Origin of the sequence: Bradyrhizobium sp. 132, from assembly GCF_023074185.1 — a bacterium.
Classification (GTDB): Bacteria; Pseudomonadota; Alphaproteobacteria; order Rhizobiales; family Xanthobacteraceae; genus Bradyrhizobium.
Window position 1 is genome coordinate 18,148 of sequence record NZ_JADPKY010000083.1, and the last position, 25,253, is coordinate 43,400.

27 protein-coding genes are annotated in these 25,253 nt (G+C 64.1%); 7 read left to right on the plus strand and 20 right to left on the minus strand.

What is annotated here, in order from left to right:
- Positions 1–5: 5 nt before the first annotated feature.
- From IVA74_RS14345 to motA, 20 genes are all read right to left on the minus strand, one after another.
- The gene (locus IVA74_RS14345) at positions 6–707 is read right to left on the minus strand and encodes a hypothetical protein (RefSeq protein WP_247344655.1); all 702 of its coding nucleotides are present in this window, start codon (positions 705–707) and stop codon (positions 6–8) included.
- Entirely contained in the window at positions 704–2,335 is a 1,632-nt protein-coding gene (gene fliF / locus IVA74_RS14350; RefSeq protein ID WP_247344657.1) for a flagellar basal-body MS-ring/collar protein FliF, read from the minus strand. Before fliF ends, IVA74_RS14345 begins: the two co-directional genes overlap by 4 nt.
- 305 nt (positions 2,336–2,640) lie before the next feature.
- Complete coding sequence (locus IVA74_RS14355; protein ID WP_247344659.1) at positions 2,641–3,552, minus strand: flagellin; 912 nt, start codon at positions 3,550–3,552, stop codon at positions 2,641–2,643.
- Between the two features lie 273 nt (positions 3,553–3,825).
- Positions 3,826–4,734, minus strand: coding sequence for a flagellin (locus IVA74_RS14360; protein ID WP_247344661.1), 909 nt, complete (start codon positions 4,732–4,734; stop codon positions 3,826–3,828).
- Between the two features lie 242 nt (positions 4,735–4,976).
- Positions 4,977–5,717, minus strand: coding sequence for a flagellar type III secretion system pore protein FliP (gene fliP, locus IVA74_RS14365; RefSeq protein ID WP_247330503.1), 741 nt, complete (start codon positions 5,715–5,717; stop codon positions 4,977–4,979).
- On the minus strand, positions 5,714–6,157 hold the full coding sequence (locus IVA74_RS14370; protein WP_247344664.1) for a flagellar basal body-associated FliL family protein: 444 nt from the start codon (positions 6,155–6,157) through the stop codon (positions 5,714–5,716). The genes fliP and IVA74_RS14370 overlap by 4 nt, the downstream gene beginning before the upstream one ends.
- A 42-nt stretch (positions 6,158–6,199) precedes the next feature.
- A complete protein-coding gene (gene flgH, locus IVA74_RS14375) occupies positions 6,200–6,895 on the minus strand; it encodes a flagellar basal body L-ring protein FlgH (protein ID WP_247344667.1) in 696 nt (231 codons plus the stop codon).
- Entirely contained in the window at positions 6,896–7,657 is a 762-nt protein-coding gene (locus tag IVA74_RS14380; protein ID WP_247344669.1) for a MotE family protein, read from the minus strand.
- A gap of 67 nt (positions 7,658–7,724) precedes the next feature.
- Positions 7,725–8,855 carry a flagellar basal body P-ring protein FlgI gene (gene flgI / locus IVA74_RS14385; protein WP_247344672.1) on the minus strand — a complete coding sequence of 377 codons (1,131 nt, stop codon included), beginning with the start codon at positions 8,853–8,855 and terminating at the stop codon, positions 7,725–7,727.
- Positions 8,852–9,328, minus strand: coding sequence for a flagellar basal body P-ring formation chaperone FlgA (gene flgA / locus IVA74_RS14390; protein ID WP_247344674.1), 477 nt, complete (start codon positions 9,326–9,328; stop codon positions 8,852–8,854). Before flgA ends, flgI begins: the two co-directional genes overlap by 4 nt.
- A 13-nt stretch (positions 9,329–9,341) precedes the next feature.
- The gene (gene flgG, locus IVA74_RS14395) at positions 9,342–10,130 is read right to left on the minus strand and encodes a flagellar basal-body rod protein FlgG (RefSeq protein ID WP_247344678.1); all 789 of its coding nucleotides are present in this window, start codon (positions 10,128–10,130) and stop codon (positions 9,342–9,344) included.
- Positions 10,131–10,145: 15 nt separating this feature from the next.
- Entirely contained in the window at positions 10,146–10,475 is a 330-nt protein-coding gene (locus IVA74_RS14400) for a flagellar hook-basal body complex protein FliE (RefSeq protein ID WP_247344681.1), read from the minus strand.
- Between the two features lie 2 nt (positions 10,476–10,477).
- Positions 10,478–10,894 carry a flagellar basal body rod protein FlgC gene (flgC, locus tag IVA74_RS14405; RefSeq protein ID WP_211399645.1) on the minus strand — a complete coding sequence of 139 codons (417 nt, stop codon included), beginning with the start codon at positions 10,892–10,894 and terminating at the stop codon, positions 10,478–10,480.
- 11 nt (positions 10,895–10,905) lie between these two features.
- Positions 10,906–11,307 (minus strand): flagellar basal body rod protein FlgB, encoded by a 402-nt coding sequence (gene flgB, locus IVA74_RS14410; protein WP_247344684.1) that lies wholly within the window; start codon positions 11,305–11,307, stop codon positions 10,906–10,908.
- A gap of 64 nt (positions 11,308–11,371) precedes the next feature.
- The gene (flhB, locus tag IVA74_RS14415) at positions 11,372–12,457 is read right to left on the minus strand and encodes a flagellar biosynthesis protein FlhB (RefSeq protein WP_247344686.1); all 1,086 of its coding nucleotides are present in this window, start codon (positions 12,455–12,457) and stop codon (positions 11,372–11,374) included.
- 13 nt (positions 12,458–12,470) lie between these two features.
- Positions 12,471–13,511, minus strand: a complete 1,041-nt coding sequence (locus IVA74_RS14420; protein ID WP_247344689.1) for a flagellar motor switch protein FliG — start codon at positions 13,509–13,511, stop codon at positions 12,471–12,473.
- Positions 13,512–13,513: 2 nt separating this feature from the next.
- Positions 13,514–13,894, minus strand: coding sequence for a flagellar motor switch protein FliN (gene fliN / locus IVA74_RS14425; RefSeq protein ID WP_247344694.1), 381 nt, complete (start codon positions 13,892–13,894; stop codon positions 13,514–13,516).
- Between the two features lie 76 nt (positions 13,895–13,970).
- Positions 13,971–14,285, minus strand: a complete 315-nt coding sequence (locus IVA74_RS14430; protein ID WP_247344696.1) for a hypothetical protein — start codon at positions 14,283–14,285, stop codon at positions 13,971–13,973.
- Complete coding sequence (locus tag IVA74_RS14435; protein WP_247344726.1) at positions 14,266–15,207, minus strand: FliM/FliN family flagellar motor switch protein; 942 nt, start codon at positions 15,205–15,207, stop codon at positions 14,266–14,268. The genes IVA74_RS14430 and IVA74_RS14435 overlap by 20 nt, the downstream gene beginning before the upstream one ends.
- Positions 15,201–16,100 (minus strand): flagellar motor stator protein MotA, encoded by a 900-nt coding sequence (gene motA, locus IVA74_RS14440; RefSeq protein ID WP_247344698.1) that lies wholly within the window; start codon positions 16,098–16,100, stop codon positions 15,201–15,203. The genes IVA74_RS14435 and motA overlap by 7 nt, the downstream gene beginning before the upstream one ends.
- A gap of 142 nt (positions 16,101–16,242) precedes the next feature.
- Here motA and IVA74_RS14445 point away from each other — a divergent pair, with 142 nt between their 5' ends.
- From IVA74_RS14445 to IVA74_RS14475, 7 genes are all read left to right on the plus strand, one after another.
- Positions 16,243–17,031 carry a DUF1217 domain-containing protein gene (locus IVA74_RS14445; protein WP_247344701.1) on the plus strand — a complete coding sequence of 263 codons (789 nt, stop codon included), beginning with the start codon at positions 16,243–16,245 and terminating at the stop codon, positions 17,029–17,031.
- Positions 17,032–17,034: 3 nt separating this feature from the next.
- The gene (gene flgF / locus IVA74_RS14450) at positions 17,035–17,763 is read left to right on the plus strand and encodes a flagellar basal-body rod protein FlgF (RefSeq protein ID WP_247344705.1); all 729 of its coding nucleotides are present in this window, start codon (positions 17,035–17,037) and stop codon (positions 17,761–17,763) included.
- A 36-nt stretch (positions 17,764–17,799) separates the two neighbouring features.
- Complete coding sequence (gene fliI / locus IVA74_RS14455) at positions 17,800–19,125, plus strand: flagellar protein export ATPase FliI (RefSeq protein WP_247344708.1); 1,326 nt, start codon at positions 17,800–17,802, stop codon at positions 19,123–19,125.
- Positions 19,126–19,884: 759 nt separating this feature from the next.
- Positions 19,885–20,520: a MarR family transcriptional regulator gene (locus tag IVA74_RS14460; RefSeq protein WP_247344711.1), complete on the plus strand. Its 636-nt coding sequence runs from the start codon at positions 19,885–19,887 to the stop codon at positions 20,518–20,520.
- 930 nt (positions 20,521–21,450) lie between these two features.
- Positions 21,451–22,515: a 2-dehydropantoate 2-reductase gene (locus IVA74_RS14465; protein WP_247344714.1), complete on the plus strand. Its 1,065-nt coding sequence runs from the start codon at positions 21,451–21,453 to the stop codon at positions 22,513–22,515.
- 209 nt (positions 22,516–22,724) lie between these two features.
- A complete protein-coding gene (locus tag IVA74_RS14470) occupies positions 22,725–23,543 on the plus strand; it encodes a YkgJ family cysteine cluster protein (protein ID WP_247344717.1) in 819 nt (272 codons plus the stop codon).
- Between the two features lie 103 nt (positions 23,544–23,646).
- Positions 23,647–25,158 (plus strand): ATP-binding protein, encoded by a 1,512-nt coding sequence (locus IVA74_RS14475; protein WP_247344720.1) that lies wholly within the window; start codon positions 23,647–23,649, stop codon positions 25,156–25,158.
- Positions 25,159–25,253: the final 95 nt, after the last annotated feature.

Below are 25,253 nucleotides of genomic sequence, written 5' to 3' on the forward strand. Positions count from 1 at the left end.
ACGGGCTACCGGCGCGCCTCTTTCAGGCGTTCGCTCCAGGCCGTGATCTGCGTCTCGATCACGGTCTGGTCGGCTACGACGCGGACCTCGAAAGTATCGGCGGCCTCGTACTCGATGCCCGTTCGCCGGGCCGTCTGGAGTTGGGTCTTCACCAGGTCGAGCAGTTCGCTCGGGCCGGTGACCTTGAACACCGGCACCGGCGAATTGCCGGTCAGTGCCGCAATCTGCTCGACCAGCGACCCGATCGCCTTGTCGCGGACCGCATCGGCGAGAAACGGCAGCAATATCCGCGCAACAGAGCTCGCGATGTTGGTCTCGATCTCGCGGCAAGCCGCCTCGAAGCCGCTGACGATCGCGCCCGCCTGCTGGTCGGACCACTTGGCCCGCTCCTCGCCGAGCCGGATCGCGCTGCGCACGCGTTCCTCGGCGATCCTGGCGTCGCTCTCCGCTACGCCGGCCGCGTGGCCGCGCCGATAGGCATCGTCCAGAAAATTGACCGCCGGAGCTTCCGTCTTCGGCGCCGGAGGCGGCGACTGAAGCAGCGGCTGCGGCTGCGAATGGACCTGGGGCTGCGGCTGAGGCTCGCGCCGAACCTCCCTCGGCCTTGTCAGCACATCCTGGATCTTGGGCGGCGGCGGAAGCGGCGGCGATTTGGCTCGCCCGTTCGCGTCGAACTGCGTCAGGAGTTTTCCGATTGCCGCGTTCATGCCGCCTCCTCGCGCCGCATCCAGTCTTTAAGGATCGCCGCCGCCTGCATCTGATCGAGACGGACGATCTGCTCGAGCCGCTTCTGCGGCGTTCGCTGCATCTTGCCTTCGAGATCTTCGACCAAATTGAGCTCGGTCTCCTCGCTATCCGCCAATGCAAGAGCGCCGGCGGCTGCCTCGAGTTGGGCAGCTTCCGCCGCCTCGGTCTGCTCCTGCGCCGCGCGATGGGTCAGGATGCCGTTGACCGCGGGCCGAAGTCCGAACCACACCAGCATCGAGGCTACGGCCAGGATCGTGACCGCGTTGATGACGCTGCCGAGCTGCTTGTTGATCATCTCGACGAAGCTGATCGGCGGCACCGGCGCCAGTTCGCGCGAGCCTTCGATGAAATCGACGGCCGTCACCTGGATCTGGTCGCCCCGCGCCTTGTCCAGCCCACCGGCCGTGGCTGCGAGCTGGCTGATCTCGGCAAGCTTGCTGTCGACGATGGCCTGGTTGCTCTTGTCGCCGAGGTCGGCGACGAGCCGCCCGCGATTGATCAGGACGGCGATGAAGAGTTTCTTCACCGAATAGCCGTCGCTCACCGTCGTCGTGGTCTTGGACGAGACCTCGAAATTGGTGACGTCCTCGCGGCGGCTCTTGTCCTCGTTGGAGTTCTTGCCACCGCCGGCGTTCACCTGCTGGTCGGGAAGATTTTGCTGCACCGTCGTCGGCTGCGAACGGTCCGCGTTCTGCGACGACTCCTTCTCGCGCACGTTTCGGACTGAGCGCTCGGCGCGGTTCTCAGGATCGTAAACAGTCTCGTTGATCTGCCGCTTGTCCGTGGAAAGCTGCGGGGAGACGCTCACCTCGAAATTATCGATCCCGAGATACGGCGTCAGCGCCTTGCGGATGTTCTCCTGCACCATCCCGCCGACGGTCTTCTGAAGGCTCGCCATCTTGGTCGGCGCTGCAGTCGCTTCGTCCTCCTCGGCGAGCAGCATCGAACCGTCGGCGTCCAGCACCGTGACCTTGTCGCGGCTCATGCCCGGAATGGCGGCAGCGACGAGATGACGAATCGACTGCGCCGTGCGCGCCTCGATCGGACCGTCGGTGCGCAACACGACCGATGCAGAAGGCGGCTGCTGCGTCGCCCGGAACGAGCCGCGCACCGGCAGCACGATATGCACCCGCGCCGCCTTCACGCCCTTCATCAACTGCACCGTGCGCGCGATCTCGCCTTCCAGCGCTCGCAGCTTGGTGACCTCCTGCATGAATGAGGTCAGGCCGAGCGAGCCGATCTTGTCGAACAGCTCGTAGCCGGAATTGGCGCTGGTCGGCAGCCCCTTCTCGGCGAGCAGCATCCGCGCCTGCATGGTCTGGCTCGGGCGCACCGAAACCGCGTCGCCGGCCGTATTGACGTCGAAGGCGATGTTTTGCTCGCGCAGCGCGGCACCCATGCGCGTCACGTCTTCGCGGGAAAGACCCGTGTAGAGTGTCTCGAACTCAGGCCGGCTGAGATAATAGGCGCCGCCGACGACGGTGACGAGAACGGCAAAGCCGATCAGTCCCAAGGCCATCAGGCGTCGCGGCCCAAGCTCCAGCAGATTGTTGAGCAGTTGCTGTATCTGCACACGACTGAACAGCATATGACCTCATACCAATGCGAACGTAGAGGACACTCCGCTGCCAACCTTGTCCGAAGGTTGTGCGAGAATACGAATGTGTCGGTTCGCAGGCGAGGCGTTGCAATTTTACAAGAGATTGAGTGACGCAATCGCGCGCGTCGGCAACGGGCGGACAGCCGGTCGCATCGCGGCGCGATCGGCCAGGGCGTGCTGCCCTGGAATGTGGCGTCAGGAGACCGATGTGGGCACGTCTTGTGCCGTCAGATCCGCCGTTCATGGCGGAGACCGTGCTCCCTGGGGAGCACGGTCGCTTTCGAAGCCGCCGCTTAACGGAACAGCGACAGGATGCTCTGGCTGTTCTGGTTGGCGATCGAGAGCGCCTGAACGCCGAGTTGCTGCTGGGTCTGCAGCGCCTGGAGGCGAGTCGATTCCGCGTTCATGTCGGCGTCGACCAACTGGCCGATACCGCGGTCCACGGAGTCCATCAGGGTCTTGACGAATTCAGTGTTGGTCGCGAGGCGGTTCTTGACGGCACCGAGATTGGCGGCAGCCGAGGCCACCGAGTTGATGCCGGCGGTGACCTGCGAGATGTAGCCATCGAGCAGGGTCTGGTCGGCCGCCGAGTCGGTGAGCGCGGAGATGGTCATCGTGTTGATCGACGGAGCGGTACTGCCCGCCGTGTCCAGAATGCCGGTCTGCGTCGCGGTGTAGAGCGAGTAGTTGGCGGTGGTCACGGTGATGGAACCGATGGTGGGCGTACCGCCGACGCGCGAGTACGACGACACCAGGTTGAAGGTCGTCGGCGTGGCGGCGGTCGTGCTCAGCCAGTTGATGCCGTTGAAGGTCGCCGAGCTGGCCTTGAGCTTCATATCCTGCTGAATCTGGGTGATGTCAGCCTGGATCTTGGTGCGGTCGATACCGGCGGTCTTGGCTTCGACCAGCAACGCCTGAAGCTTGGTCAGGCCGGAGTCCTTGTCGCCGATAACCGAGGTCAGAGCGGTATATTCGGTGTCGACAGTCGCGGCCGACAGACCGAGCGAGTCGGAGACGGCGGAAAGCGCGGCATTGTCGGAGCGCATCGACGTCGCGATCGACCAGTAGGCGGCGTTGTCCGACGCGGTCGAGACGCGCTGGCCGGTCGAGATCCGGTTCTGCGTGGTAGCAAGTTGCGAGCTGACGTTCCGAAGCGTCTGCAGCGCGGTCATTGCGGAGGAGTTGGTGAGGAGACTAGAACCCATTTTGATGTCCCTTTGAAGATTGGATTAGGTTTGGGGACATACCGGGCTTGCACCGGTACGACAGGGCGGCGTCATGCCTTTGGGCTGCGCAAAAGCGTCAAGGCCCAACCTGTCGTAACGGCGAAGGTAGCGAGCCAAGCTTGTGCGAGGCTTGTGGCTCTGTGCCCGTTCGGCAACAGGGCAGTCGAAAATTGCGGCCCGCGCGCGGCGTCACGCCAAAACGAAAGGGCCGCGCTTTGCGAGAAGCGCGGCCCTCCCAAGATGGTTCGAGGCTCAGCGGAACAGCGACAGGATGCTCTGGCTGCTGTTGTTGGCGATCGAGAGCGCCTGCACACCGAGCTGCTGCTGGACCTGGAGGGCCGACAGGCGGGTGGACTCCTGGTTCATGTCGGCATCGACGAGCTGACCGATACCGCGATCCACGGAGTCCATCAGCGACTTCACGAAGTCCGAGTTGGTCGAGAGGCGGTTCTTGACGGCACCGAGATTGGCGGCGGCCGAGGCCACCGAGTTGATGCCGGCGGTGACCTGCGCGATGTAGCCGTCGAGCAGGGTCTGGTCAGCCGCCGAGTCGGTTAGCGCGGAGATGGTCATCGTGTTGATCGACGGAGCGGTACTGCCCGCCGTGTCCAGAATGCCGGTCTGCGTCGAGGTGTAGAGCGAGTAGTTGGCGGTCGTCACGGTGATGGAACCGATGGTGGGCGTACCGCCGACACGCGAGTACGACGACACGAGGCTGAAGGTCGTCGGCGTGGTGGCGGTCGTGCTCAGCCAGTTGATGCCGTTGAAGGTCGCGGCACTGGCTGTCGCCTTCATCTGCTGCTGGATCTGGGTGACGTCCGCCTGGATCTTGCTGCGGTCGATACCGGCTGTCTTGGCTTCGACCAGCAGGGACTGAAGCTTGGTCAGGCCGGAGTCCTTGTCGCCGATGACGGTGGTCAGAGCGGTATATTCGGTGTCGACAGTCGCGGCCGACAGACCGAGCGAATCCGAGACCGCCGAGAGCGCGGCGTTGTCGGCGCGCATCGACGTCGCGATCGACCAGTAGGCAGCGTTGTCGGAAGCAGTCGACACGCGCTGGCCGGTGGAGATGCGGGTCTGCGTGGTGGAGAGCTGCGAGCTCACAGACCGCAGGGTCTGGAGTGCGGTCATGGCGGTCGAGTTCGTAAGCAGGCTTGACATTGCGAATGTCCCTTTATGTACGCGTTACATTTTCACGAGGGGACATACCGGGCTTTCACCGGTACGGAGGGGCGGCATCATGCCTTTGGACTGATGTGGGTGGGTCCAACCCGCCGTGACGCATTGCTAACATGCCGAATCTTGCCCGCAGATTAAGATCGGCTTGAATTACATAGCAATATCATATGGTTAATGTTAGTTTTTGCTAACCATAACCAACCGATCGGCCGCGATCGCTCCTCTTACGAGAACGACCGCACCAGTCCGGAGGCGAGCAGGTTCCAGCCGTCGATCAGCACGAAGAACAGCATCTTGAACGGCAGCGCGAGGATCGTCGGCGGCATCATCATCATGCCCATCGACATGGTCAGCGTCGCCACGATCATGTCGATCACGAGGAAAGGCAGGATGATGAGGAATCCGATCTCGAACGAACGCCGGAGCTCGGAGATCATGAAGGCCGGAATGATGACGCGCATGTCGACGCGCTTGTCGTCGAACTTCTTGCGGAAGCTTTCCGCGGCAAGCGCTTCGAAGGTCTGCAGATCCTTGTCGCGGACATGGGCCAGCATGAACTCGCGGAACGGATCGGTGATCTTCAGATACGCCTCCTCCTCCGAGATCTCGTTTTTCATCAGCGGCTGGACGCCGGTTTCCCAGGCGCGGTCGAAGGTCGGCGCCATCACGTAGAAGGTCATGAACAACGCGAGGCTGATCAGCACCAGATTGGCCGGCGTGGTCTGGAGGCCGAGACCGGCGCGCAGGAACGACAGTGCCACTGCAAATCGCGTGAAGCTCGTCACCATGATGAGCAGTCCCGGCGCCACCGACAGCACCGTGATCACCGCCATCAGCTGGATGATCCGGCCGCTGGTGGAGCCGTTGCCCGGCGGCAGCAGGGAGTTGAGGTCCGGAATCTGGGCCAGTGCCACCTCGGGCAGCACGACCAGGACCAACGCAAGCAGCAGGACTCTCAGTTTCACTGAATCACCAACGTCTCAATGATCAATTCGCGGATCTTGCCCGAGGAGCGGATATTGGCGCGCTCGGTCAGGTCGTCGCGCAGATGCTGGAGCCCGCGGGATCCCTCGAACTGCGCAACCGTCGCCGACCGCAGATAGGTGACAATGTCCTCGCTGATGTGGGCCGCCAGGATGCCGGCATCCTCGTCGTTCATGCTCTCGGTCACCATGGAGGCTTCGATGCGGGCCCAGTTGTTGGCCGGCGCACCGAGATTGGTCACGATCGGGGACAGTTTCCTGAGCCGCGCGCTGCCGGCGTAACTCGAGGCAAGAGGCGCCTGCGTCGCGGTTTTCTTCGCGTCGGCGACGCGCTCGGCGGCCGCAAACAGATGCAGGCCGGCGACGGCGCCCGCGCCGATCGCGATCAGGGTCAACACCACGATGGCCGCAATCAGGCGCATGACGTCCCCTGCCCTCGCGACGCGGCCCGACGGCCGCTGCTCTCAGAATGGTGCCACGGCGTCATAGATCCGATGTCCCCATCCAGGCTGCTGCACGTCAGACAGATTTCCGCGACCGCCATAGGCCACGCGCGCCTCGGCGATCTTCTCGTATGAGATCGTGTTGGCTCGCGAGATATCGCGTGGACGCACGATTCCGCCGACGTTGAGCACGCGCATTTCTGTGTTGACCTTGAATTCCTGCGAGCCGCTGATCATCATATTGCCGTTCGGCAACACGTCGGTGACGACGGCTGCGATCGACAGCTTGATATCCTCGGTGCGGTCGATCTGGCCGTTGCCCTTGATCTGGGTGTTGGTGCTGAGATTGGCGCTCGTCGAGCCTTTGTCCTGCCATCCCGCGATGTCCATCAGCCAGTCGAGCCCGAACTTGATCTGCGAATCGCGCGAGCGGTCGGTCTTGTTGTCGAGCTTGGCCTTGTCCTGCATCGAGATGATCACCGTCACGAGGTCGCCGGTGCGCCGGGCGCGGGCGTCGCGATAGAGATCGGTGCCGTCGTCCCAGGTCGAGCGATAGCTGACGGGCGAGCGCATGCGGGGCGTCACGGGAATCGGATCTGCCTGCGTCCTCAGGCCGCTCCCGACCGGCGACAATCGCGGGCCAGTCAGGACCTCGGCCGGATCAGCGACGCATCCGACAAGCAACAACAGAGACAGGATGACGATTAGATTCTTCATCTATTTGGTCTTTCCGTCATCCACGCGACGCATTCCGCCGAGCAGATCGGCGAGGTGCGCCGCGCGCCCCGTCTCCATCTCGTTGAAGATTGCGCTCGAGCTCCTCGGGGTGAGCTTTGCGAGCACGGCCGCAGCCGTCTCGTCCGCCATCCCGGCGATCTGCGTCGCCGCGGCGTCCGGCTTCATGCGCGAGTAGATCTCGACGACGCTCGCTTCGGCCTTCTTCAGGAAGTCGTCGCGCAATGCCATCCACTTCTCATATTCGGCGCGCTTGGCCTCGACCTCGGCGATCCGCTCGCGGAGCAGGTTCTCGGCCTTCTCCAGCTCCTTGAACTGCCAGGCCAGCCTTGCATCGACGGCGGGGTCGGCGACATTGCTGCAGAACAGGGCCACTTCATTGTCCGCGGTTGCAGCGGCCTGGGGCGGCGCCGGCTTCGGCGGCACCGTGACGCTGCCAGGCTTGGCGGAGCGCACCGGCGCGGCTGTGGGTACAGGCGCGGACTTCTCGGAAGCTGGCACGGCACCCGTGGTCGCGGGTCCTGAGTCTTCGGCTGCCCACGCAGTTGCCCGGATCGACGCATTGTCGCTTGGGATCGACGTGATCGGCTTCTGCGGTCCCGGCGCGCGGGCGCGCGCGAAGGACAGCAGGTTGAGCGGCTTCGACGACTTGGCCTCATCCAGCGCCAGCACGGGCGAAGCGCTCGCGAGCGCGGAGGCCGCGACCAGGAGGAGGAGTTTGGTTTTGTGATCCAGCTTCAACATCGGGCCGCGTGCGATTCTCGGTCAAGACCTGAGCATTGAGCGACCAAGCTTGCACGACGCTTACGCATCATTGCACGATGACGTCGGCCTGAAGGGCGCCGGCCGTCTTGATCGCCTGGAGGATCGCGATGATGCCTGATGGCTTCAGGCCGATCTGGTTCAGCCCGCGCACCAGGCGCTGGAGATCGACGCCGCTCAGGATCGCCACCTGCGATCCGGCCTCGTTGGCCTCGACCACGGTCTGGGGCACGACCACCGTCTGCCCTTTCGAGAACGGCGCCGGCTGCGACACCACGGGAAGCTCGGTGACGCGGACCGTCAGATTGCCGTGCGTCACGGCAACGGTCGATATCCGTACGTCGCGTCCGATCACCACCGTACCGGTGCGCTCGTTGATCACCACCCGCGCCGGCGTGTCCGGTTCGACGGTCAGCTCGCCGATTTCGGCGAGGAAGCGGACCGGGCCGATGTGGCGCGGCTTCGACAGCACGATCGTGCGGAAGTCGCGCTCGAAGGCGATCTGCGCGCGGTAGCGTCCGCCCGCGTAACGGTTGATGGCGTCGAGGATGCGTGTTGCGGTGACGAAGTCGGGGTTCTTCAGCTCCAGCACCAGGTACTCCATTTCATGGAGACTACCCTGCACCTCGCGCTCGACCAGCGCGCCGTTCGGGATGCGGCCCGCGGTCGGCGTGCCCTGACTGACGTTCTGGGCCTGGCCTCCAACGCTGTAACCCGCGACCGTGACCGCGCCTTGCGCCACTGCATAGACCGCACCGTCCGCCGCGCGCAGCGACGTCATCACCAGCGTGCCGCCGAGCAGCGAGGTCGCATCGCCGAGCGACGACACGCTCACGTCCATGCGCTCGCCCGCACTGATCGAAGGCTGCAGGTCCGCGGTCACCATCACGGCCGCGACGTTGCGCGTGCGCAGCGTCGTCGGACGCGGGGGATTGTTGGTGCTCGTGGTCTCGTTCTTGACATTGATGCCCATGTTCTCGAGCATCGATTGCAAGGACTGCTCGGTGAACGGGGCATTGCGGAGCGTGTCGCCGGTGCCGTTCAGGCCGATGACGAGGCCGTAGCCGACGATCTGGTTTTCGCGCAATCCCTTGATGTCCGCGATGTCCTTGATGCGAACGGCGGCCTGGGCGCTGGCGGCGGAAACCAGTAGCACGAGCGCAAGCAGGAATCTGGTCATGACCCGTCCACGACCTTGACGGTGCCGTCGGGCTGGACCACGCCCCTGATGATCACACCGGTATCGGTGTTTCGTATCGGGATGAGCGCGCCGGGCGCACCCGACTGCATCGCTGCGCCGTAGGTCACGATCGACAGGCCGCTGTCTTCGACCACGACCTTGACCATGGCGCCGCGGGCGACCGTCCAGGGATCCTCCACCGAATTGGTCGGGATCGGTTGGCCCGGCAGCAACGTGCGCCGCGCCATCCGGCCGACCAGGATCTGGCGGCCTTCGATGAACATGGCGACGCCGAGCACGTTCGGCGCAAAGGCGCGCTCGGTGATCATGTCGTCCCGGATCAGCTCGCCGGCGCGGATCGAGACGGCCGGCACCGGCAGCCGCTTCTCCTCGGCCGCCGCGACCCGCGCGGAGGCGAGAACCAGAAGCATGGCGGCCAACCCGCGCACCATCAAGCCCATCCTGTTCAACATGGATACACCGGAACTAGCGCATGCCCTTCGAGACTGTCTGGGCCATTTCATCCGAGGCCTGGATGACCTTGGCATTCATTTCGTAGGCGCGCTGGGCGGAGATCAACTCGGTGATTTCCTTGACCGGGTCGACGTTCGAGGCTTCGAGATATTGCTGGTTGATCTTGCCGTAGCCGGAATCGCCCGGCAGCCCGACGACCGGCGTGCCCGACGCCGTGGTCTCGCGATAGAGATTGCTGCCCAGCGGTTCGAGGCCGGCTTCATTGGCGAAATTGGCGAGGTTGAGCTGGCCGATCTGCCGCGGGTTCACTTCCGTATCCAGCTTGGCGAACACCTGCCCGGTCTGGTTGACCGTGACCTGGACCGTTCCCTGCGGCACCGTGATTGCGGGATCCAGCAGATAGCCGTCGGTCGTGACGAGCTGACTGTTGGCATTGGTGTTGAACGAGCCCGCGCGGGTATATTGCACCTCGTTGTTCGGGCCGAGCACCTGAAACCAGCCGCGCCCGTTGATCGCCATGTCGTAGGGATTGCCGGTCTGCGTGAGCGCTCCCTGGATGTGCAGCTTGCGGATCGCCGCCGACTTGACACCGAGGCCGAGATTGGCGCCCTCCGGGATCGGCGACGAGCCGTTGGTGTTGGCAACGCCCTGCATGCGGTCCATCTGGTAGAACAGATCGGTGAATTCCGCGCGCGCCCGCTTGTACGACGTCGAGTTGATGTTGGCGATGTTGTTGGCGATGACTTCGATGTTGGTCTGCTGGGCGTTCATGCCCGTAGCCGCGATGGCAAGCGATTTCACAGCGTCACTCCTTGATCAGATCGACATCCGAACGACTTCTTGGTAGGCCTGCACGACCTTGTCGCGAACCGCGACCGCCGTCTGCAAGGCCTGCTCAGCCGACATCAGCGCTTCCACGACGCGCCGCGTCGATTCCTTGCCCTGCATCGCCGAGATCGAGGCCGCTTCGCCCGCCTTCAGCGTCCCGATCGCGTCCGTCGTGACCTGCTTCATCACCGATTCGAATCCGACATCGCCGCCGGACTGCATCGCGGGCGTCGCCGCCGGCGAGATGGCCTGCGCTTCGGTCGCACGGCTCGCCGCTTGCGCGGTTGAAATCGCGGTGGATGAAATTGCCTCAAGCATTGTCAGCTCCTCAGCAGGTCGATGGTCATGCCCAGCATCGATCTCACCTGTTTCACGACCTGGAGATTGGCTTCATAGGATCGATTGACTTCCCTCATGTCCGCCATCTCGATCATCATGTTGACGTTCGGCAGCTTGACGTAGCCGGCCTTGTCGGCAGCGGGATGCCCCGGGTCGTACTCCACGCGGTACGGCGTGGTGTCGACCCCGATTTCCTTGACTTTCGCCAGCTGCGCGCCGGAAGCGCGGTCCATCGCCGCATCGAAGGTGATGGTCTTGCGCTGATAGGGATCGGCGCCGGCGGCGCGCCCCGTCGACGTCGCGTTGGCGAGGTTCTCCGACACGATGCGCATGCGCGTCGACTGCGCTTCGAGCCCGGAGCTCGCGACCGTCAACGAAGATTGCAGTGAGTCCAGCATGTCAGTTCACCTCAGGTCTTCGCGCTCGACAGCAGCATGCGGTGAAACGACCGCACCACCGCCGAGTTCATCGAGTAGTCGCGACTGACGTCGCTTCCCTTGATCATTTCCTGCTCGAGACTGACGGAATTGCCGGAGTGAACCACGTCCCAGCTGTCCTTCTTCGCGGTCGCCCGCGTGTCGCTCTCGGCCGCGGAGAGCTGCAGGTGCGACGGCGACGTCGTCGCGAGCCTCACCGGCGTGCTGTCGAGCACCTTGTTGAAGGGCTCGACGTCGCGTGCCTTGAAGCCCGGCGTGTTGGCGTTGGCGACATTGGTGGCGATCGTCGACTGGCGGAGTTCGAGGTAACGCGCCTGCGACGATGCGAGTTCGAAGAGATAAAGCGGTCCCACGACATCACCATTCTGGTTCATTCGGGTTGAGCTTAGGGTCGCAAGCTTTCGTCAGGCTGATGCGCGAGACGTCGTCCTCGGAATTCTACTGGACCTTCTCGGTCTGCGGCGCCTGCTTGGACTGCAGGAAGTAGATGATCTCGGCGACCGGTCGGAAGAACTCCGCCGGAATCACCTGGTCGACCTGGACCGCCTCGTAGAGCGCCCGCGCCAGCGCCTTGTTCTCGATCACAGGAATACGATTCTGCTCGGCGATTTCGCGGATCTTCAGCGCGATCACGTCCATGCCCTTGGCCACGACGATCGGCGCCGGGTTTTCCTCGCGCTTGTAGCGCAATGCGATCGCGAAGTGCGTCGGGTTCGCGATCACCAGCGTCGCGCGCGATGCGGAGGCGATCATGCGCTGGCGCGAGCGGTCGCGTGCCAGCGAGCGCAGGCGCGCCTTGATCAGCGGATCGCCTTCGGCCTGCTTGTGCTCGTCCTTGATCTCCTGCCGCGTCATGCGCAGCTCACGCCGCCAGTGGAAGCGCGCCCAGGCGAGATCGATCGCGACCAGGACGATGGTCGCGATGCAGATCGCCGAGACGATCCGCATGGCGATGTTGAGAATCATCTCCGGCAGCGCGACCGGATCGGTATACATCGCCTCGAACGCCTTCGCTTCCGACGAGCGCAGCACGACGACAACGACGACTGTCACCGAGACAAGCTTGAACAGCGACTTGGCGAACTCGACGAGGCCCTGCGCTCCGAACAGCCGGCTCCAGCCGCTAAGCGGCGAGATTCGCGACATATCCGGCGTGATGCGCTGGAGCACCAGGCTCGGCGCATTTTGCAGCAACGACGCTGCCAGCCCAAACACCGACAGAATGACGACCAGCGGCACCAGGAATCGCAATGCCTGAAGGCCCACTACGGTGAGGAGATTGAGGGCGTCGGCCCCGGTGCTGAGAGGGAAGCCGTCGGGATCGTCGAGAAAGCTCGTCAGCATCGGCGTCAATTGCTGCACGCCCTGGCCGATCAGAAACATCTGAATCACCATCAGCGCCGCCATCGACGCGAAGATGGAAGCCTCCCGAGAGACCGGGATTTTGCCCTGTTCGAGCGCATCGCGGACTTTTTTCTCGGTCGGCTCTTCTGTCTTGCCCTCCTGATCGGTTGTTTCTGCCATGCCCGTTCAGCGGTCAGCGAAAGACCAGCTCATCCTCCTGCTCGGGGTTGAGCTCGATTTCGCCCTTTTCCGCGAGGTCGAGCGCGAGGTCGGTGATCACACGCCGCGCCTCCAGCACGTCGCGCTGGTTCGACGGCTCGCCGATGGCGAGTTCGTGTTCGACGACGCGGCGGACGCGCGAGGCGACCGAGGACAGGATCATCTCGCGGAAGTGCTTGTCGGTGCCCTTCAGCGCGATGACGATGCGATCGGTCGGCACCTGGTCGAAGATCATGGTGCGCGCCTTCGGCGTCAGGTTGGTCACGTCGTCGAAGGTGAACAGCAGCTCCTTCAGCACTTCGGCGGACTTCGGCCGCTTCTCCGACAGGCTCTTCAGCATGTCCTCGATGTGTCCGCGCTCCATCTTGTTGATGATGTCGGCGACGCGGGCGTAGGTGTCCGCGCCGAGGTTGCGGGCGAAGTTCAGCGTCAAATCCTCATGCAGCGTCTTTTCGAGCACCCTCATGGCGTCGTCGACGATCGGCTTGAGGCTGAGCACGCGCCGCATCAGCTCGTTGCGCAGGCTCGACGGCAGCTGGCTCATGACCTTGGCGGCGCAGGACGGCTTCACCTTGGACAGGATGAGCGCCGCGGTCTGCGGATGCTCCTTGGAGAGGTAGCTCGCCAGCGAGTTTTCCGACACCGACGAGACGCGGTCCCACACCGACCGGCTCGAATTGCCGAGCAGGTCCGACATGATGGCCGAGACCTGGTCGGCCGGAAGCACGTCGCCGAGCACGGCTTCCAGGCCACCAAGGGTGCCGAGAATGTTGGCGCCCATCGAGAATTGCTGGGCGAACTCCTCGACGATCGCTTCGAGTTCCTGCGCGGTGATCGGCCGCAGCTCGGCCGCGGCCTTGGTCACGGTGCGGATATCCTGCGGCTCGAACTGCGCGAGCACGCTCGCGGCCGCCTGCCGGCCCATGGCGAGCAGAAGTGCCGCGACCTTCTCCGTTCCGCCCAGCGTGGCAACGCCTCGCTGTTTGATGGGAGCGATGCCGACCTGTGCCGCCATGGTCAGGTATCACCCTGCCCCAACGGCCCGACAATCTCGGTGAGCGAGACGCCGAAGCGGGAATTGTCCTCTTCAACCACGACCACCTCGCCACGGGCGACGATGCGGCCGTTGACGACGACGTCGACAGGTTCGCCGACCCGGTGATCGAGCGGGACCACCGCGCCACGGCCGAGCTTCATCAGGTTTGCCACCGGAATGGTCGCCGATCCCAGCACCACCTGCATGGTCACGGGAATACGCAGGATGGCATCGACATTGGCGAACTTGCCACTCTCCTCCGCGGTGCGCGCGGCGATCTCCGCCAGCCGCTCCAGCGGAGATGTCTCGGTATGCCCGTCGTCGGACGCCGCTGCGGACTCATAGTCGAAGGATTGCGCCATTTGGTTTCGCCTCTTGGTATTTCCGCTCCCGGAGCGCCGCAACGTCCCGATCGTATTTGTTCTGCCGGCTTCGGCTTCAATGCTTGTTCACGTCGGTGCCGCCCGCGGTCGCCGCGGGTGCGAGCCCGCTTCTCGCATCGAGGGCCGCGATCGCCTCGTGGGCCTGATCGATCTTCGTGCTCAGCACGTTGGCGAGCCGACCGAGATTCGCGGTGGAATCATGCGCCGCGGTGATGACCGTATCGAACGCACCCGCCGTCTCGTGGACGATAGTCGAGAACTCGCCCTGGTAGCTGCGCAACCGTGCCAGCTCGCTATGCATCCGGGTCACTCGCATGCTGGTGAAGGCCAGCGCAATCAGCAGCACGGCATCAACGAGATAGGATATCATCGACGAACTCCCGTTTCTGATCGACGGGATCTGCCACCTGCATGGCGTAGTAGCCATCAAGCTGGCCGATCTGGCACCAGAACAGCACCTGGTTGTTGCTCTCGAGCCGGGCCAGCGTGCGCGGCGTGGCTTCGAGCTCGAGCACCTGTCCAACCTTGAATTTCACGACGTCCTCGAGGGATATCATCTTCTCGTCGAGCACCGCGCTCAGCGTCACCTCGGTGCGGTGTACCTCGCTCTCCATCTGCTCGCGCCAGCGCGGATCTGCCGCGCGGCCGTCGCTGACGACGACGGTCGCGAGCTTCTGCCTGAGCGGGTTGAGCGCGGAGTGCGGAATGATGAGGAACATCTGACCGCCGCGATAGAGTGCCTGCAGCATGATGTTCGCGCAGATCGACATGTTGCCGCTCCGCCCGATCGCCAGCGACGCCATGGCGGTCTCGACCCGCTCCACGCGGAAGGTGACGTTGGAGGTGCCGGCGAAAGCGGATTGCAGCGCCTTGGCGAACCGCTCGAACAGCGCCTGGACCAGGCGGATCTCGATGTTCGAGAAGCTGCGCTCGACGTCGAGCGGCGGTTCGGCGCCGTCGGAGCCGAACATCGCCTCGACCATGGTGAACACGAAGTCGCGGTCGAGCATGATGATGATGCGGGAGTCCCATTGCTCGGCATAGAGCACGGCCGCAACCGCGTTGGCCTCGTAGTCCTTGACGATGTCGCCGACGCGGTCGTTGGTAATGCCGTTGACCGAGAAATAGCACGGCGTGCCGGCCATCGGCTGCAGGCTGTCCGTGCACGATGCCGCCATGCGATCGAAGATCACATTGAGCATCGGCATACGCTCGATCGATATGCCGGCGGCGTCCAGCAGATAGTTCGGCAGCTGCTTGCGCTGATCGACGTCGAGGTCTTCCATCATGATGCGCGCGCAGCCTTCGGTTCAACCTCGGTCACGACAGCCTTGGGGCCGGCGATCGTCTCGTTCTCGACGACGTCGATCGAGGGCCGCTCGGGGCTCGCGATCATCTTGCGGCCGTGCTCGACGGCGATCTGCGGCATGGCCCCGTTCATGAACGCCAGCAGCGTCTGCTTGACGATGATGTAGGGCCGGCAACGCTTCTCGCGCGTCATCTTCACCTTCATCGCGAATGGCGAAATGATGCCGTAGGACAGGAAGATACCGGCGAAGGTGCCGACGAGGGCGGCGCCAATGAAGCCGCCCAGCAGCTTCGGCGACTGGTCGAGCGCGCCCATGGCCTTGATGACGCCGAGCACCGCGGCGACAATGCCGAGTGCAGGCAACGCCTCCGAGACTACCACCAGCGCGTGGTAGGGCGTCAGCTTGCTCTTGACGATGGTGTGGATCTCCTCGTCCATCAACGCTTCGATCTCGTGCGTTCGCGCGTTACCCATGATGATGAGGCGGACGTAGTCGCAGATGAACTGGAGCACCGAGGGATCCCCGAGCACGCTCGGGAACGCCTTGAATATCTCGGAGGACGCGGGATCGTCGATATGTGCCTCGACCTCGTTGCGCCCCTTGCCCCGCAGCTCGCGCATCAGCGCGTGGAGCGCGCCGAGCAGGTCGAGATAGTAGCGCTGACCGGGCACCGCCCCCGTCACTGCCTGCATGCAGGCAAGCCCGGTATCCACGACCGTCTTCCAGGGATTGGCCATGATGAAGGTGCCGACCGCGGTGCCCATGATGATCACGAACTCCCACGGCTGCATGAGCACGCCCAGATGCCCGCCCATGGCGGCAAATCCACCCAGCAGTGCCGCTACCGTGATGACGATCCCCACGAAACTGCCCAACACGCCGCTCCATCACCGATCCTATCGGGAATATCTAGTCGGCGAGCCTTGCGCGAAGCTGGCTTCCCCGTCGTCAGCCTCGCGCAAGCAATTCACGGCAGCTTGGGACGACGTCGCAAGAGCGGCCAGAGGGACGCGTGTCATGCTATCCACCATCGCGGACTACACCAGACTGACCAAGGACATGGGCAAGTCGCTGACGCAGGTCGCGACGCAGCCGGATGTCAGCCGCGACACCGACTATTTCCTCAGCCACATCGGCAATGTGAAGACCATCGACGACTTCCTGAAGGACTATCGCCTCTATTCCTACGCGATGAAGGCCTTTGGTCTCAGCGACATGACCTACGCCAAGGCGTTCATGCGCAAGGTGCTGACCGAGGGTATCGCCGACAACAAAGCCTTCGCCAACAAGCTGACCGACACCCGCTACCGGCAATTCGCCGCTGCCTTCAATTTCGCCGCTCTCGGCGACAAGGCGACCCAGACCGCCGCGGCTACGGCCGGTGTCGCGACCCAATTCGTCACGCAGACAATGGAGGAGAAGGCCGGCGACCAGAACGAGGGCCTGCGGCTGGCGCTCTATTTCACGCGCAAGGCCTCCACCATCACCAATTCCTACCAGATCCTCGCGGACAAGGCGATGACGCAGGTGGTCCAGACGGCGCTCGGCCTGCCGGCGACGATCAGCTCGGCAGACATCGATGCCCAGGCCAAGCTGATCACGAGCAAGGTCAACCTCGCCGACTTCCAGGACCCGGCCAAGGTCACCAAATTCGTGCAGCGCTTCGCGGCAATGTGGGATTCGACCCAGGCCCAGAATGACACCTCGACCAACCCCGCGCTGGTCCTGATCGCCGGCGCCGCAACGTCGATCAGCATGGATACCAACATGCTCACCACACTTCAGAACATCAAGTTCAACAGGTAAATCATGCAATCGGCTCTCTATGTGGGATTGTCGGCGCAGGTCGCCCTCGAAAAGCGTCTCCAGACGATCGCCAACAACGTCGCCAACGTCAACACGGCGGCGTTCCGCACCGACGTGGTGAAGTTCGAGACCGTGCTGTCCAAGGCGGGCGCGAACCCGGTCGCCTTCTCCTCGCCAGGCAACAACATCATCTCCCGCGAGCAGGGCAGCATCACCGAGAGCGGCAACCCGCTCGACGTCGCCGTGGTCGGACAGGGCTGGATCGCGTTCGCCGGTCCGAACGGCACGGTTTACACGCGCGACGGCCGCCTCCAGATCGCCGCCAACGGCGACCTTCAGACCGTGTCCGGCTTCCCCGTCATCGATTCCGGCGGCGCGCAGATCACGCTCGATCCGAACGGCGGACCGGTCTCGATCGCGCGCAGCGGTACGATCACCCAGGACAACAACGAGATCGGCACCATCGGCCTGTTCAACATTCCCGCTGACGCCAATCTCGACCGCTACGGCAATTCGGGCGTCACGCCCGACCGGCCTGCGACCGCCATCGTCGATTTCTCCCGCGACGGCTTCAAGCAGGGCTATGTCGAGGGCTCCGGCGCCAATCCGATGATGGAATTGACCAAGCTGATCGCGGCCTCGCGCGCCTTCGAAGGCACCAATTCGATGATCGAGGGCACCGAGAGCTCGCTCCAGAACGCAATCCGGACGCTGGGCGAACCCGGCAAATAGACTGCGCCTCGCGCGCAATGAGGTTGGACGGTTTCCTTGAACGCTCTTCGGCAACTTGAGTGGGCGCTGCTGGAGCTTCAGCAGAGCACTCCCCTGGCAAGCGTCAGCGGCGCGATCTCCGAGATCGCGCCGACGCATTTCCGCGTCTCCGGCCTGTCGCGCTTCGTCAGGCTTGGCGAACTGATCGGCGTCAACACCGGCGGCAAGCCCCAGATCGGCGAGGTGGTACGGATCGACAGCGAGGGCATCATCGCCAAGCCGTTCGACCGGCAGTTCGCCGGCGGCCTCGGTTCGGTCGCCTACCGGATGCCGCCACTGTCGTTCGCGCCCGATCCGAGCTGGAAGGGCCGCGTCATCAACGCGCTCGGGGCGCCGCTGGACGGACTGGGCCCTCTCACTCCGGGATCGCGTGCGGTCTCGGCGGAGGCGGATGCGCCTTCGGCCATGAAGCGCGCGCGCGTCCACAAGCCGCTGCGCACCGGCGTACGCGTCATCGACTTGTTCGCCCCGATTTGCGCCGGCCAGCGCGTCGGCATCTTTGCCGGTTCAGGCGTCGGCAAATCGACGCTGCTTGCGATGCTCGCCCGCAGTCAGGGGTTTGACACCGTCGTGCTGGCCCTGGTCGGCGAGCGCGGCCGCGAGGTGCGCGAGTTCATCGAGGACGTGCTGGGTGCTGATCGTCACCGCGCTGTCACAATCGTGTCGACGGGAGACGAAAGCCCGATGATGCGGCGGCTGGCGCCGAAGACGGCCATGGCCGTCGCCGAATATTTCCGCGACCGGGGCGAAGCGGTCCTGCTCATGGTCGATTCGATCACCCGCTTCGCCCACGCTGCCCGCGAGGTCGCGCTCGCCGCCGGTGAGCCCGCGGTCGCGCGCGGCTACGCACCCACCGTCTTCACCGATCTGCCGCGTCTGCTGGAGCGCGCCGGACCCGGCGAGGAGGGATCCGGGACGATCACCGGGATTTTCTCCGTGCTTGTCGACGGCGACGATCACAACGAGCCGATCGCCGACACCATCCGCAGCACACTCGATGGGCACATCGTGCTCTCCAGGCACATTGCCGATCAGGCACGCTATCCGGCCGTGGACGTTCTGGGTTCGGTCTCCCGCCTCGCCCATAACGTCTGGGATCCCGAAGAGCGCGAATTGGTGAGCAAGCTGCGCGCCATGATGGCCAAGTACGAGGACACGCGCGACCTTCGCCTGATGGGCGGATACCAGCCGGGACGTGATTCGGGGCTCGACCAGGCGGTCGACATGGTTCCGAGAATCTACGGCGCGATGCGGCAGGACGCCTCGGCTCCACCAAGCGCCGATCCGTTCCGCGAACTCCGGGACATGCTCAAGGGCGACTAGCCGGTCGCAGGCTGAGACGACGCGCACCCGCCGGTCGCGTCCTGCTCGTTGTTTTCGACAGGCGATCGCGCTGGAAGCGACTGAACCCAGCGAGTCCGCGATCGCGGCATAGACAACCGCCACGTGTAATTCCTGTGAGTTCCCTTGGCGATTCTCCAGCCGAACGCACAAGTTGTGGATGACATTCCGGTGCACATCGTCGTCGTGCACAAGCTTCGATCAACTTGCACCAACGACAGCCACGTGCCGTGCAATCAAACCGTCGCATGGTTGAGTGCATGTTGCTCGTAGGACAGCGTATTGCTGTTCACCATCATGTGTCCCGAAGAGCGAGATTGTCTTGAACGTTACATTCGCCTGCGACGACATCCGGTCTCCGAGAGCGTCTCTACTTGATTTTGTTGATAAGCTCATTCATCGTTTCGTTGGAAGACAAGAAACATCTGCTTGTGACTTGAACTTTAGGGGCTTCGGTTGAACTACTCCGATCCATCGTCTGCTGGCGACGGCTACTCGGGCTCTCGTGCGACGACGCCACGATTGGCATACGATCAGCAACATCGCATCCCGCGCCATAGCTTGCAGTGCCCGTCAGTCCAGGTCGGGCGCCGGACAGTCCGTGCCTTCGCGCGAGAGAAGAGCACGGTGCATATGTCGGATATTGCGGGCGGTACGGCTTCTCGCAAACGGCTCGTGCGCGACGACGGAAGGCGGCTCCGGGGCGCCGCATACGTGTTTCCCGGGGCAAGGTAGGAATTCATGCCATTGGCAAGAGAAGCCGTCGAGCTGCTGGTTCAGGCGGCGAGGGCTTGGTATTTCGAAGGCAATCAACATGGATTGCGCGATCGGGAATGGATGGCGCTGCGCTTTCTCGGCCGCGCCAACAAGTTTTCGCGCACGCCGTCTGCGCTCGCAGGCTTCATCGGCGCTACCAGGGCGACTGCATCGCAGATCGTGAAGACGCTGGAGGGCAAGTCCTTCCTGGTGCGAAAGCCGTCGCACGAGGACAAGCGTTCTGTCGTGCTGCACGTCACTGCGCAGGGCGAAAAGTGCCTGAACCAGCACGATCCGATCAATCACGTGATGAACGCGGTCATTGCGCTCGGAACCGACGAGTGCGTCAGGCTGCGCGACTCGCTGCGGGAGATCCTCAATCACCTCGACGCGGCACATCAGCGGCTCGATGCCAGCGTCTGCCGGGACTGCATGTTTCTCGCCGAACGCGGCCCGGCCACCGGCAAGGGACGCGCAACGGCCGAATTCATGTGCCGGCTGTATCGCGCCCCGGTCTCGATCGAGGAGACCGAACTGCTCTGCACCAGCTTCGAGCGCACCCGCGACCGTCCGAAGATCGAGACCCATCTCGACCGCGCGCGCGTCGCAAGCCAGGGCTGAGGCGCGCGCCCGCCTCCCCATCGTCATTGCGAGCGGAGCGAAGCAATCCAGAATCCCTCGGCGGCGGCGGACTGGATTGCTTCGCTCCGCTCGCAATGACGGAGCAAGAGGCTGCAGCATCGTTCTTCCAGCTCGCATTTGATTCGCAGACACAGTTTCGCAACCTCGCGGCGCGTTTCGCCCGAGCTTTGCTTCGTCCACCCTCTTGTCCAAGAGGGTGCAGGGAAGGCCGGGTGCCGGCTGGCACCCGCGGTCCACTGCGCGAAGATGTAGCGCAAGGAAACCGCACAGCAGCATACAGGTGTAGCCAAATCACTCGGCCTTCCCTGCGCAGTGGCTTTACGGCGTATGCCGTGCTCTCCCGGGAGCCGAGTTCGTTTTGGCCTCCCTCACCCCAGCGAAAGTCGCGACGCCGCGCCGGTTGACGCAAGTGCCGCATCCGCAAAGGCTTGACCGTAGCAACGACGGCCAGGACCACACGGTTTTGCCGTACGCACGGCTCGCTTGTCGCCACCGGTTTCGACGACGTTGTGCACGTTGCCGCCGACCTGATGACGAGACGAACCTGACAGCGCCGCTCGTCGGCACGAAGTTCTGGGCTCACGGAGAGCAATCCGCCCCGCCCACGCCTCTCGCGCCCGACGCTGTCGCGTCCACCGCAAGCCCGGCTCTACGACCATCACGACACATGGTCGCCCCTCAAGGGTGAGCCGGGATAGACGACACATACGGCATTTCCGAATTTCGGTAAAGCGAAATATTTTCATTCGGGCGAATTGACAAAGGCGCGACACAACAAGACCCCTGTACCCACCCTTGTATGCATTATACCAGTTGCCATCCCCGGGCACTTTGCCTTACATGCCGGCAATTCGCCCGCGGATGACGGCCGGGGCTCAAAAATCACACACATTGTCAAAGGGACGAGGCATGGCGCGTAACATCCTGATTCTCGGGGCTTCCTACGGCTCCTTGCTGGGCACGAAGCTGCTGATGGCGGGGCACAACGTGACCCTGGTCTGTCGCGCCAAGACCGCGGAGCTGATCAACCGCGAGGGCACCGAGGTCCGCATCAAGTTGCGTGACGAGGCGGTTCACCGCGCCATCTTCTCGCGCGACCTGCCCGGCAAGCTCGACGCCGTGACGCCGGCCAATGTGGACTTGTCCCGTTACGACATGGTCGGCCTTGCGATGCAGGAGCCGCAATACACCAACCACACGGTGCGCGTTCTCATGGTCAGGATCGCCGCGGCGAAGCTGCCGTGCCTGTCGATCATGAACATGCCGCCGCTGCCCTATCTGAAGCGGATCCCCTCGCTCGCAGACATGGATCTCGAGGAGGCCTACACCAATGCGCAGGTGTGGGAGCGCTTCGAGCCGGGGCTGGTGACGCTGTGCTCGCCCGACCCGCAGGCCTTCCGTCCGCCGGAAGAGGCTGCGAACGTGCTTCACGTCGGCCTGCCCACGAACTTCAAGGCATCGGCCTTCGCCGACGACAAGCACAACAAGGTGCTGCGCGAGCTCGAAGCCGACATCGACGCGGTGACCCTCGACGGCCACGACGTGCCGGTGAAGCTGAAGGTGTTCGACTCGCTGTTCGTGCCGCTGGCGAAATGGTCGATGCTGCTGACCGGCAACTACCGCTGCATCACGCCGCACGAGCCGCAGTCGATCCGCGACGCCGTACACGGCGATCTCGCGCGCTCGCAGACGATCTACGATCACGTCGACGGAATCGCCCGCCGTCTCGGCGCCGATCCGCAGGACCAGGTGCCGTTCGCAAAATACGCCAAAGCCGCCGAAAGCCTGCTCAAGCCGTCATCGGCTGCGCGCGCGGTGGCAAGCGGCGCGCCGTTCATCGAGCGCGTCGACCTCCTGGTGAAGCTGATATCGCATCAGCTCGGCGTGCCCAATGCAGAGATCGACCGCACCGTCGAGACCGTGGACCTCAAGCTGAACGAGAAGATCGTGCAGGGCGGATCGGGCGCACAGTGACGACATTCGGCGGCCAGGTGGGCCAGCGCCGCAAGTGCCCGGAACCAGCCTTCCCGGGCGGGTTGGCTTAAAACGAACCTTCCTGCGCGACCTCCGTTTGCGCAAATCCCGCATCCATGCGACTGCTAGCCGTCACGCTGGGGCCAATTCCCAGCAGGTTCTGGGCCCACGCGATAGCCGGATAGAAGCCGACCAACAAGCAGAACACGATGGATCAGACGGAGTTGCAAGTCGTTCGCGCGGTGGAGGCCGGCGCGACGACGATGAAGGGTATCGTTGACGCGACTGGATTGTCTCGCCTCAAGGTCGAGCGCGCGCTGAGCACGCTGGAGAAGCAAAAGTTCCTCATCCGCGACGGCCAGGGTTTTCGGCCGGCCAACCGGCGAGCACCACCGTCGCCGTCTCGACAATGCGGAACGTGCAACGCCTGCTGCGACATCCTCGAAGTGGCCGCTGTCGACAAGCCGGTAAACCAATTGTGCAAGCATTGGCAGAACGGCACGGGATGCACCATCTACGACCGCCGTCCGCAGATGTGCCGCTCATTCGTCTGCGCCTGGCTGCAAGGCCATCTCGACGACGACTGGATTCCCGAGAAGGCCGGGCTCATCGTCCATTTCAGCCAGGATGCGGTCAATGTCACGGTCGACGATCATTGCCCCGATCGCTGGCGGGAGGAGCCTTATTTCAGCAAGCTCAGCGAATGGTCGCTGAACGGGATCAAGCGGATCGGAAACCGCGGCTATGCGACCCTCGTCGTCTCTGGCGAGAACCGGTTCATGCTGCTCGGACGCACCATCGTTCCCGAACCGACCCTGTTTGGCACTGCGTTCCTGCCGCTGACGCCGGACACGTTCCGATTCTGGCGGGCGACATCGCCGGAGCACTTGCAGCGGCTACACGAGCGCATGGCCGAGATTGAGCGGATCAGGCAGGAATTCGGCTCATGCGCCATCCCCGAGAATGAAGACGACGATCCGCAAGCCCCGTATCGGCCCGCACTTCTACGCCAATCGAATCACGTCTGAACTCCGCCGTGGGCAACAACGCATGATTCTCGCCGTGGCGCTCGACGCGCCGCGAGCGGGTTGATAAGCCCCTGTCCGCGAATGATGGGGACTTGAGTCGGGCATGACGGTTGCGATCGAGATGGGGCAGACCACGGCAGGCGCCGCGGCGGCCATGGACCTCGAGGAACTGCTGGCGACCCGTCTCCTGGTGCAGGGCAATTCGGGTTCCGGCAAATCACATCTGCTGCGGCGGCTGCTGGAGCAAAGCGCGCCCTGGGTGCAGCAAGCCATCATCGATCCCGAAGGCGATTTCGTCTCGCTGGCCGAGCATTTCGGCCATCTCGTGATCGAGGCCGAGGATCACACCGAGCGCGGCCTTCAGGTTGCCGGCGAGCGCGCGCGGCTGCATCGCGTCTCCACCGTGCTCAATCTCGAAGGGCTGGATGCCGAGAACCAGATGCGGCGCGCCGCCGCCTTCCTCGGCGGGCTGTTCGACGTGGACCGGGACCATTGGTATCCGATGCTGGTGGTCGTCGACGAGGCGCAGCTGTTTGCGCCTGCGGTGGCGGGCGAAGTCTCGGACGAAGCGCGAAAATTGTCGCTCGGTGCGATGACCAATCTGATGTGCCGCGGCCGCAAGCGTGGGCTGGCCGGCATCATCGCAACCCAGCGGCTGGCAAAGCTCGCCAAGAACGTCGCGGCGGAAGCGTCCAACTTCCTGATGGGCCGCACCTTCCTCGACATCGACATGGCGCGCGCCGCCGATCTGCTCGGCATGGAGCGGCGGCAGGCCGAATCCTTCCGCGATCTCGAGCGCGGACAGTTCATGGCACTCGGCCCGGCCTTGTCGCGCCGGCCACTGCGTTTGAATATCGGCGCGACCGAAACCCAGCCGCGCAATTCCACCCCGCGGCTGATGCCGATGCCTGAAACCACACTCGAAAATATGCGCGCCGTGATCCTGGCCGCGCCGCCGCCCGATGCCAGCCGGCCGCAGCGCCGGCCCGCGCCTGATCTGCTCGAACAGCTCCGCGCCGCGAAGGCTGCGGCACCGGAGATTCGCCCCGAAATGATCGAGGTGCCGGTCAGTGCCGAGGAGCTCGCCGAGCGGCGCCAGCGCGTCGACCGCACCTTGCGCGCCGTGCTCGCCGCGCCTGATGCCGGTTTCCGCGCGGTCGGCGTGCTCTATCAGGAGTTCGTCGTCCGCTGCCGCATCGAGGGGCTCGGCGCGGCCGTGCCTGACCTCCACGAATTCCGCCGCATGCTGACGCATGCGCGCGCCGGGCTCGGCGCCGATCTCGCTGGCGACGATGCCTGGCAGGATGTCACGCTGCGCGCTTCGATCCTGCCCGACGACATGCAGGGCGTGTTCATGATGATCGCGCGCGCAGCGAAAGAAGGCTGGCCGTGCCCGGGCGACGCCGCCATTGCCCGCGCCTATGGCTCGCATTCACTGCGCCGGGCGCAGCGCCTGCTCGGCTACATGGAGGAGCAGGGCCTGATCGTCTGCCAGCTCGATGGGGCCGGCCGCAGGTTCGTGACGCTGGTGGAACTGGCCTGGGCCACCGCGCCTGGCGATCCCAATGCCGACGATCTGCCCGTGGAGCAGGTCGCGAGCGCGGCTTCGGCCTAGGGTCTGTTGGGATTCATCTGGAGTTTATCGCGGCCGCGGCCAGATAGATCATTGAAGTGAAGCTCTGGTCGGTCTTGTCGGCGCGCATTGCGATG

What these genes read in the sequence shown, in the direction of transcription:
- IVA74_RS14345 (WP_247344655.1), bottom strand. Translation starts at nt 707, where the DNA reads ATGAACGCGGCAATCGGAAAACTCCTGACGCAGTTCGACGCGAACGGG.
- fliF (WP_247344657.1), bottom strand. Translation starts at nt 2,335, where the DNA reads ATGCTGTTCAGTCGTGTGCAGATACAGCAACTGCTCAACAATCTGCTG.
- IVA74_RS14355 (WP_247344659.1), bottom strand. Translation starts at nt 3,552, where the DNA reads ATGGGTTCTAGTCTCCTCACCAACTCCTCCGCAATGACCGCGCTGCAG.
- IVA74_RS14360 (WP_247344661.1), bottom strand. Translation starts at nt 4,734, where the DNA reads ATGTCAAGCCTGCTTACGAACTCGACCGCCATGACCGCACTCCAGACC.
- IVA74_RS14370 (WP_247344664.1), bottom strand. Translation starts at nt 6,157, where the DNA reads ATGCGCCTGATTGCGGCCATCGTGGTGTTGACCCTGATCGCGATCGGC.
- flgH (WP_247344667.1), bottom strand. Translation starts at nt 6,895, where the DNA reads ATGAAGAATCTAATCGTCATCCTGTCTCTGTTGTTGCTTGTCGGATGC.
- IVA74_RS14380 (WP_247344669.1), bottom strand. Translation starts at nt 7,657, where the DNA reads ATGTTGAAGCTGGATCACAAAACCAAACTCCTCCTCCTGGTCGCGGCC.
- flgI (WP_247344672.1), bottom strand. Translation starts at nt 8,855, where the DNA reads ATGACCAGATTCCTGCTTGCGCTCGTGCTACTGGTTTCCGCCGCCAGC.
- flgA (WP_247344674.1), bottom strand. Translation starts at nt 9,328, where the DNA reads ATGTTGAACAGGATGGGCTTGATGGTGCGCGGGTTGGCCGCCATGCTT.
- IVA74_RS14400 (WP_247344681.1), bottom strand. Translation starts at nt 10,475, where the DNA reads ATGCTTGAGGCAATTTCATCCACCGCGATTTCAACCGCGCAAGCGGCG.
- flgC (WP_211399645.1), bottom strand. Translation starts at nt 10,894, where the DNA reads ATGCTGGACTCACTGCAATCTTCGTTGACGGTCGCGAGCTCCGGGCTC.
- flgB (WP_247344684.1), bottom strand. Translation starts at nt 11,307, where the DNA reads ATGAACCAGAATGGTGATGTCGTGGGACCGCTTTATCTCTTCGAACTC.
- flhB (WP_247344686.1), bottom strand. Translation starts at nt 12,457, where the DNA reads ATGGCAGAAACAACCGATCAGGAGGGCAAGACAGAAGAGCCGACCGAG.
- IVA74_RS14420 (WP_247344689.1), bottom strand. Translation starts at nt 13,511, where the DNA reads ATGGCGGCACAGGTCGGCATCGCTCCCATCAAACAGCGAGGCGTTGCC.
- fliN (WP_247344694.1), bottom strand. Translation starts at nt 13,894, where the DNA reads ATGGCGCAATCCTTCGACTATGAGTCCGCAGCGGCGTCCGACGACGGG.
- IVA74_RS14430 (WP_247344696.1), bottom strand. Translation starts at nt 14,285, where the DNA reads ATGATATCCTATCTCGTTGATGCCGTGCTGCTGATTGCGCTGGCCTTC.
- IVA74_RS14445 (WP_247344701.1), top strand. Translation starts at nt 16,243, where the DNA reads ATGCTATCCACCATCGCGGACTACACCAGACTGACCAAGGACATGGGC.
- flgF (WP_247344705.1), top strand. Translation starts at nt 17,035, where the DNA reads ATGCAATCGGCTCTCTATGTGGGATTGTCGGCGCAGGTCGCCCTCGAA.
- IVA74_RS14460 (WP_247344711.1), top strand. Translation starts at nt 19,885, where the DNA reads ATGCCATTGGCAAGAGAAGCCGTCGAGCTGCTGGTTCAGGCGGCGAGG.
- IVA74_RS14465 (WP_247344714.1), top strand. Translation starts at nt 21,451, where the DNA reads ATGGCGCGTAACATCCTGATTCTCGGGGCTTCCTACGGCTCCTTGCTG.
- IVA74_RS14470 (WP_247344717.1), top strand. Translation starts at nt 22,725, where the DNA reads ATGGATCAGACGGAGTTGCAAGTCGTTCGCGCGGTGGAGGCCGGCGCG.
- IVA74_RS14475 (WP_247344720.1), top strand. Translation starts at nt 23,647, where the DNA reads ATGACGGTTGCGATCGAGATGGGGCAGACCACGGCAGGCGCCGCGGCG.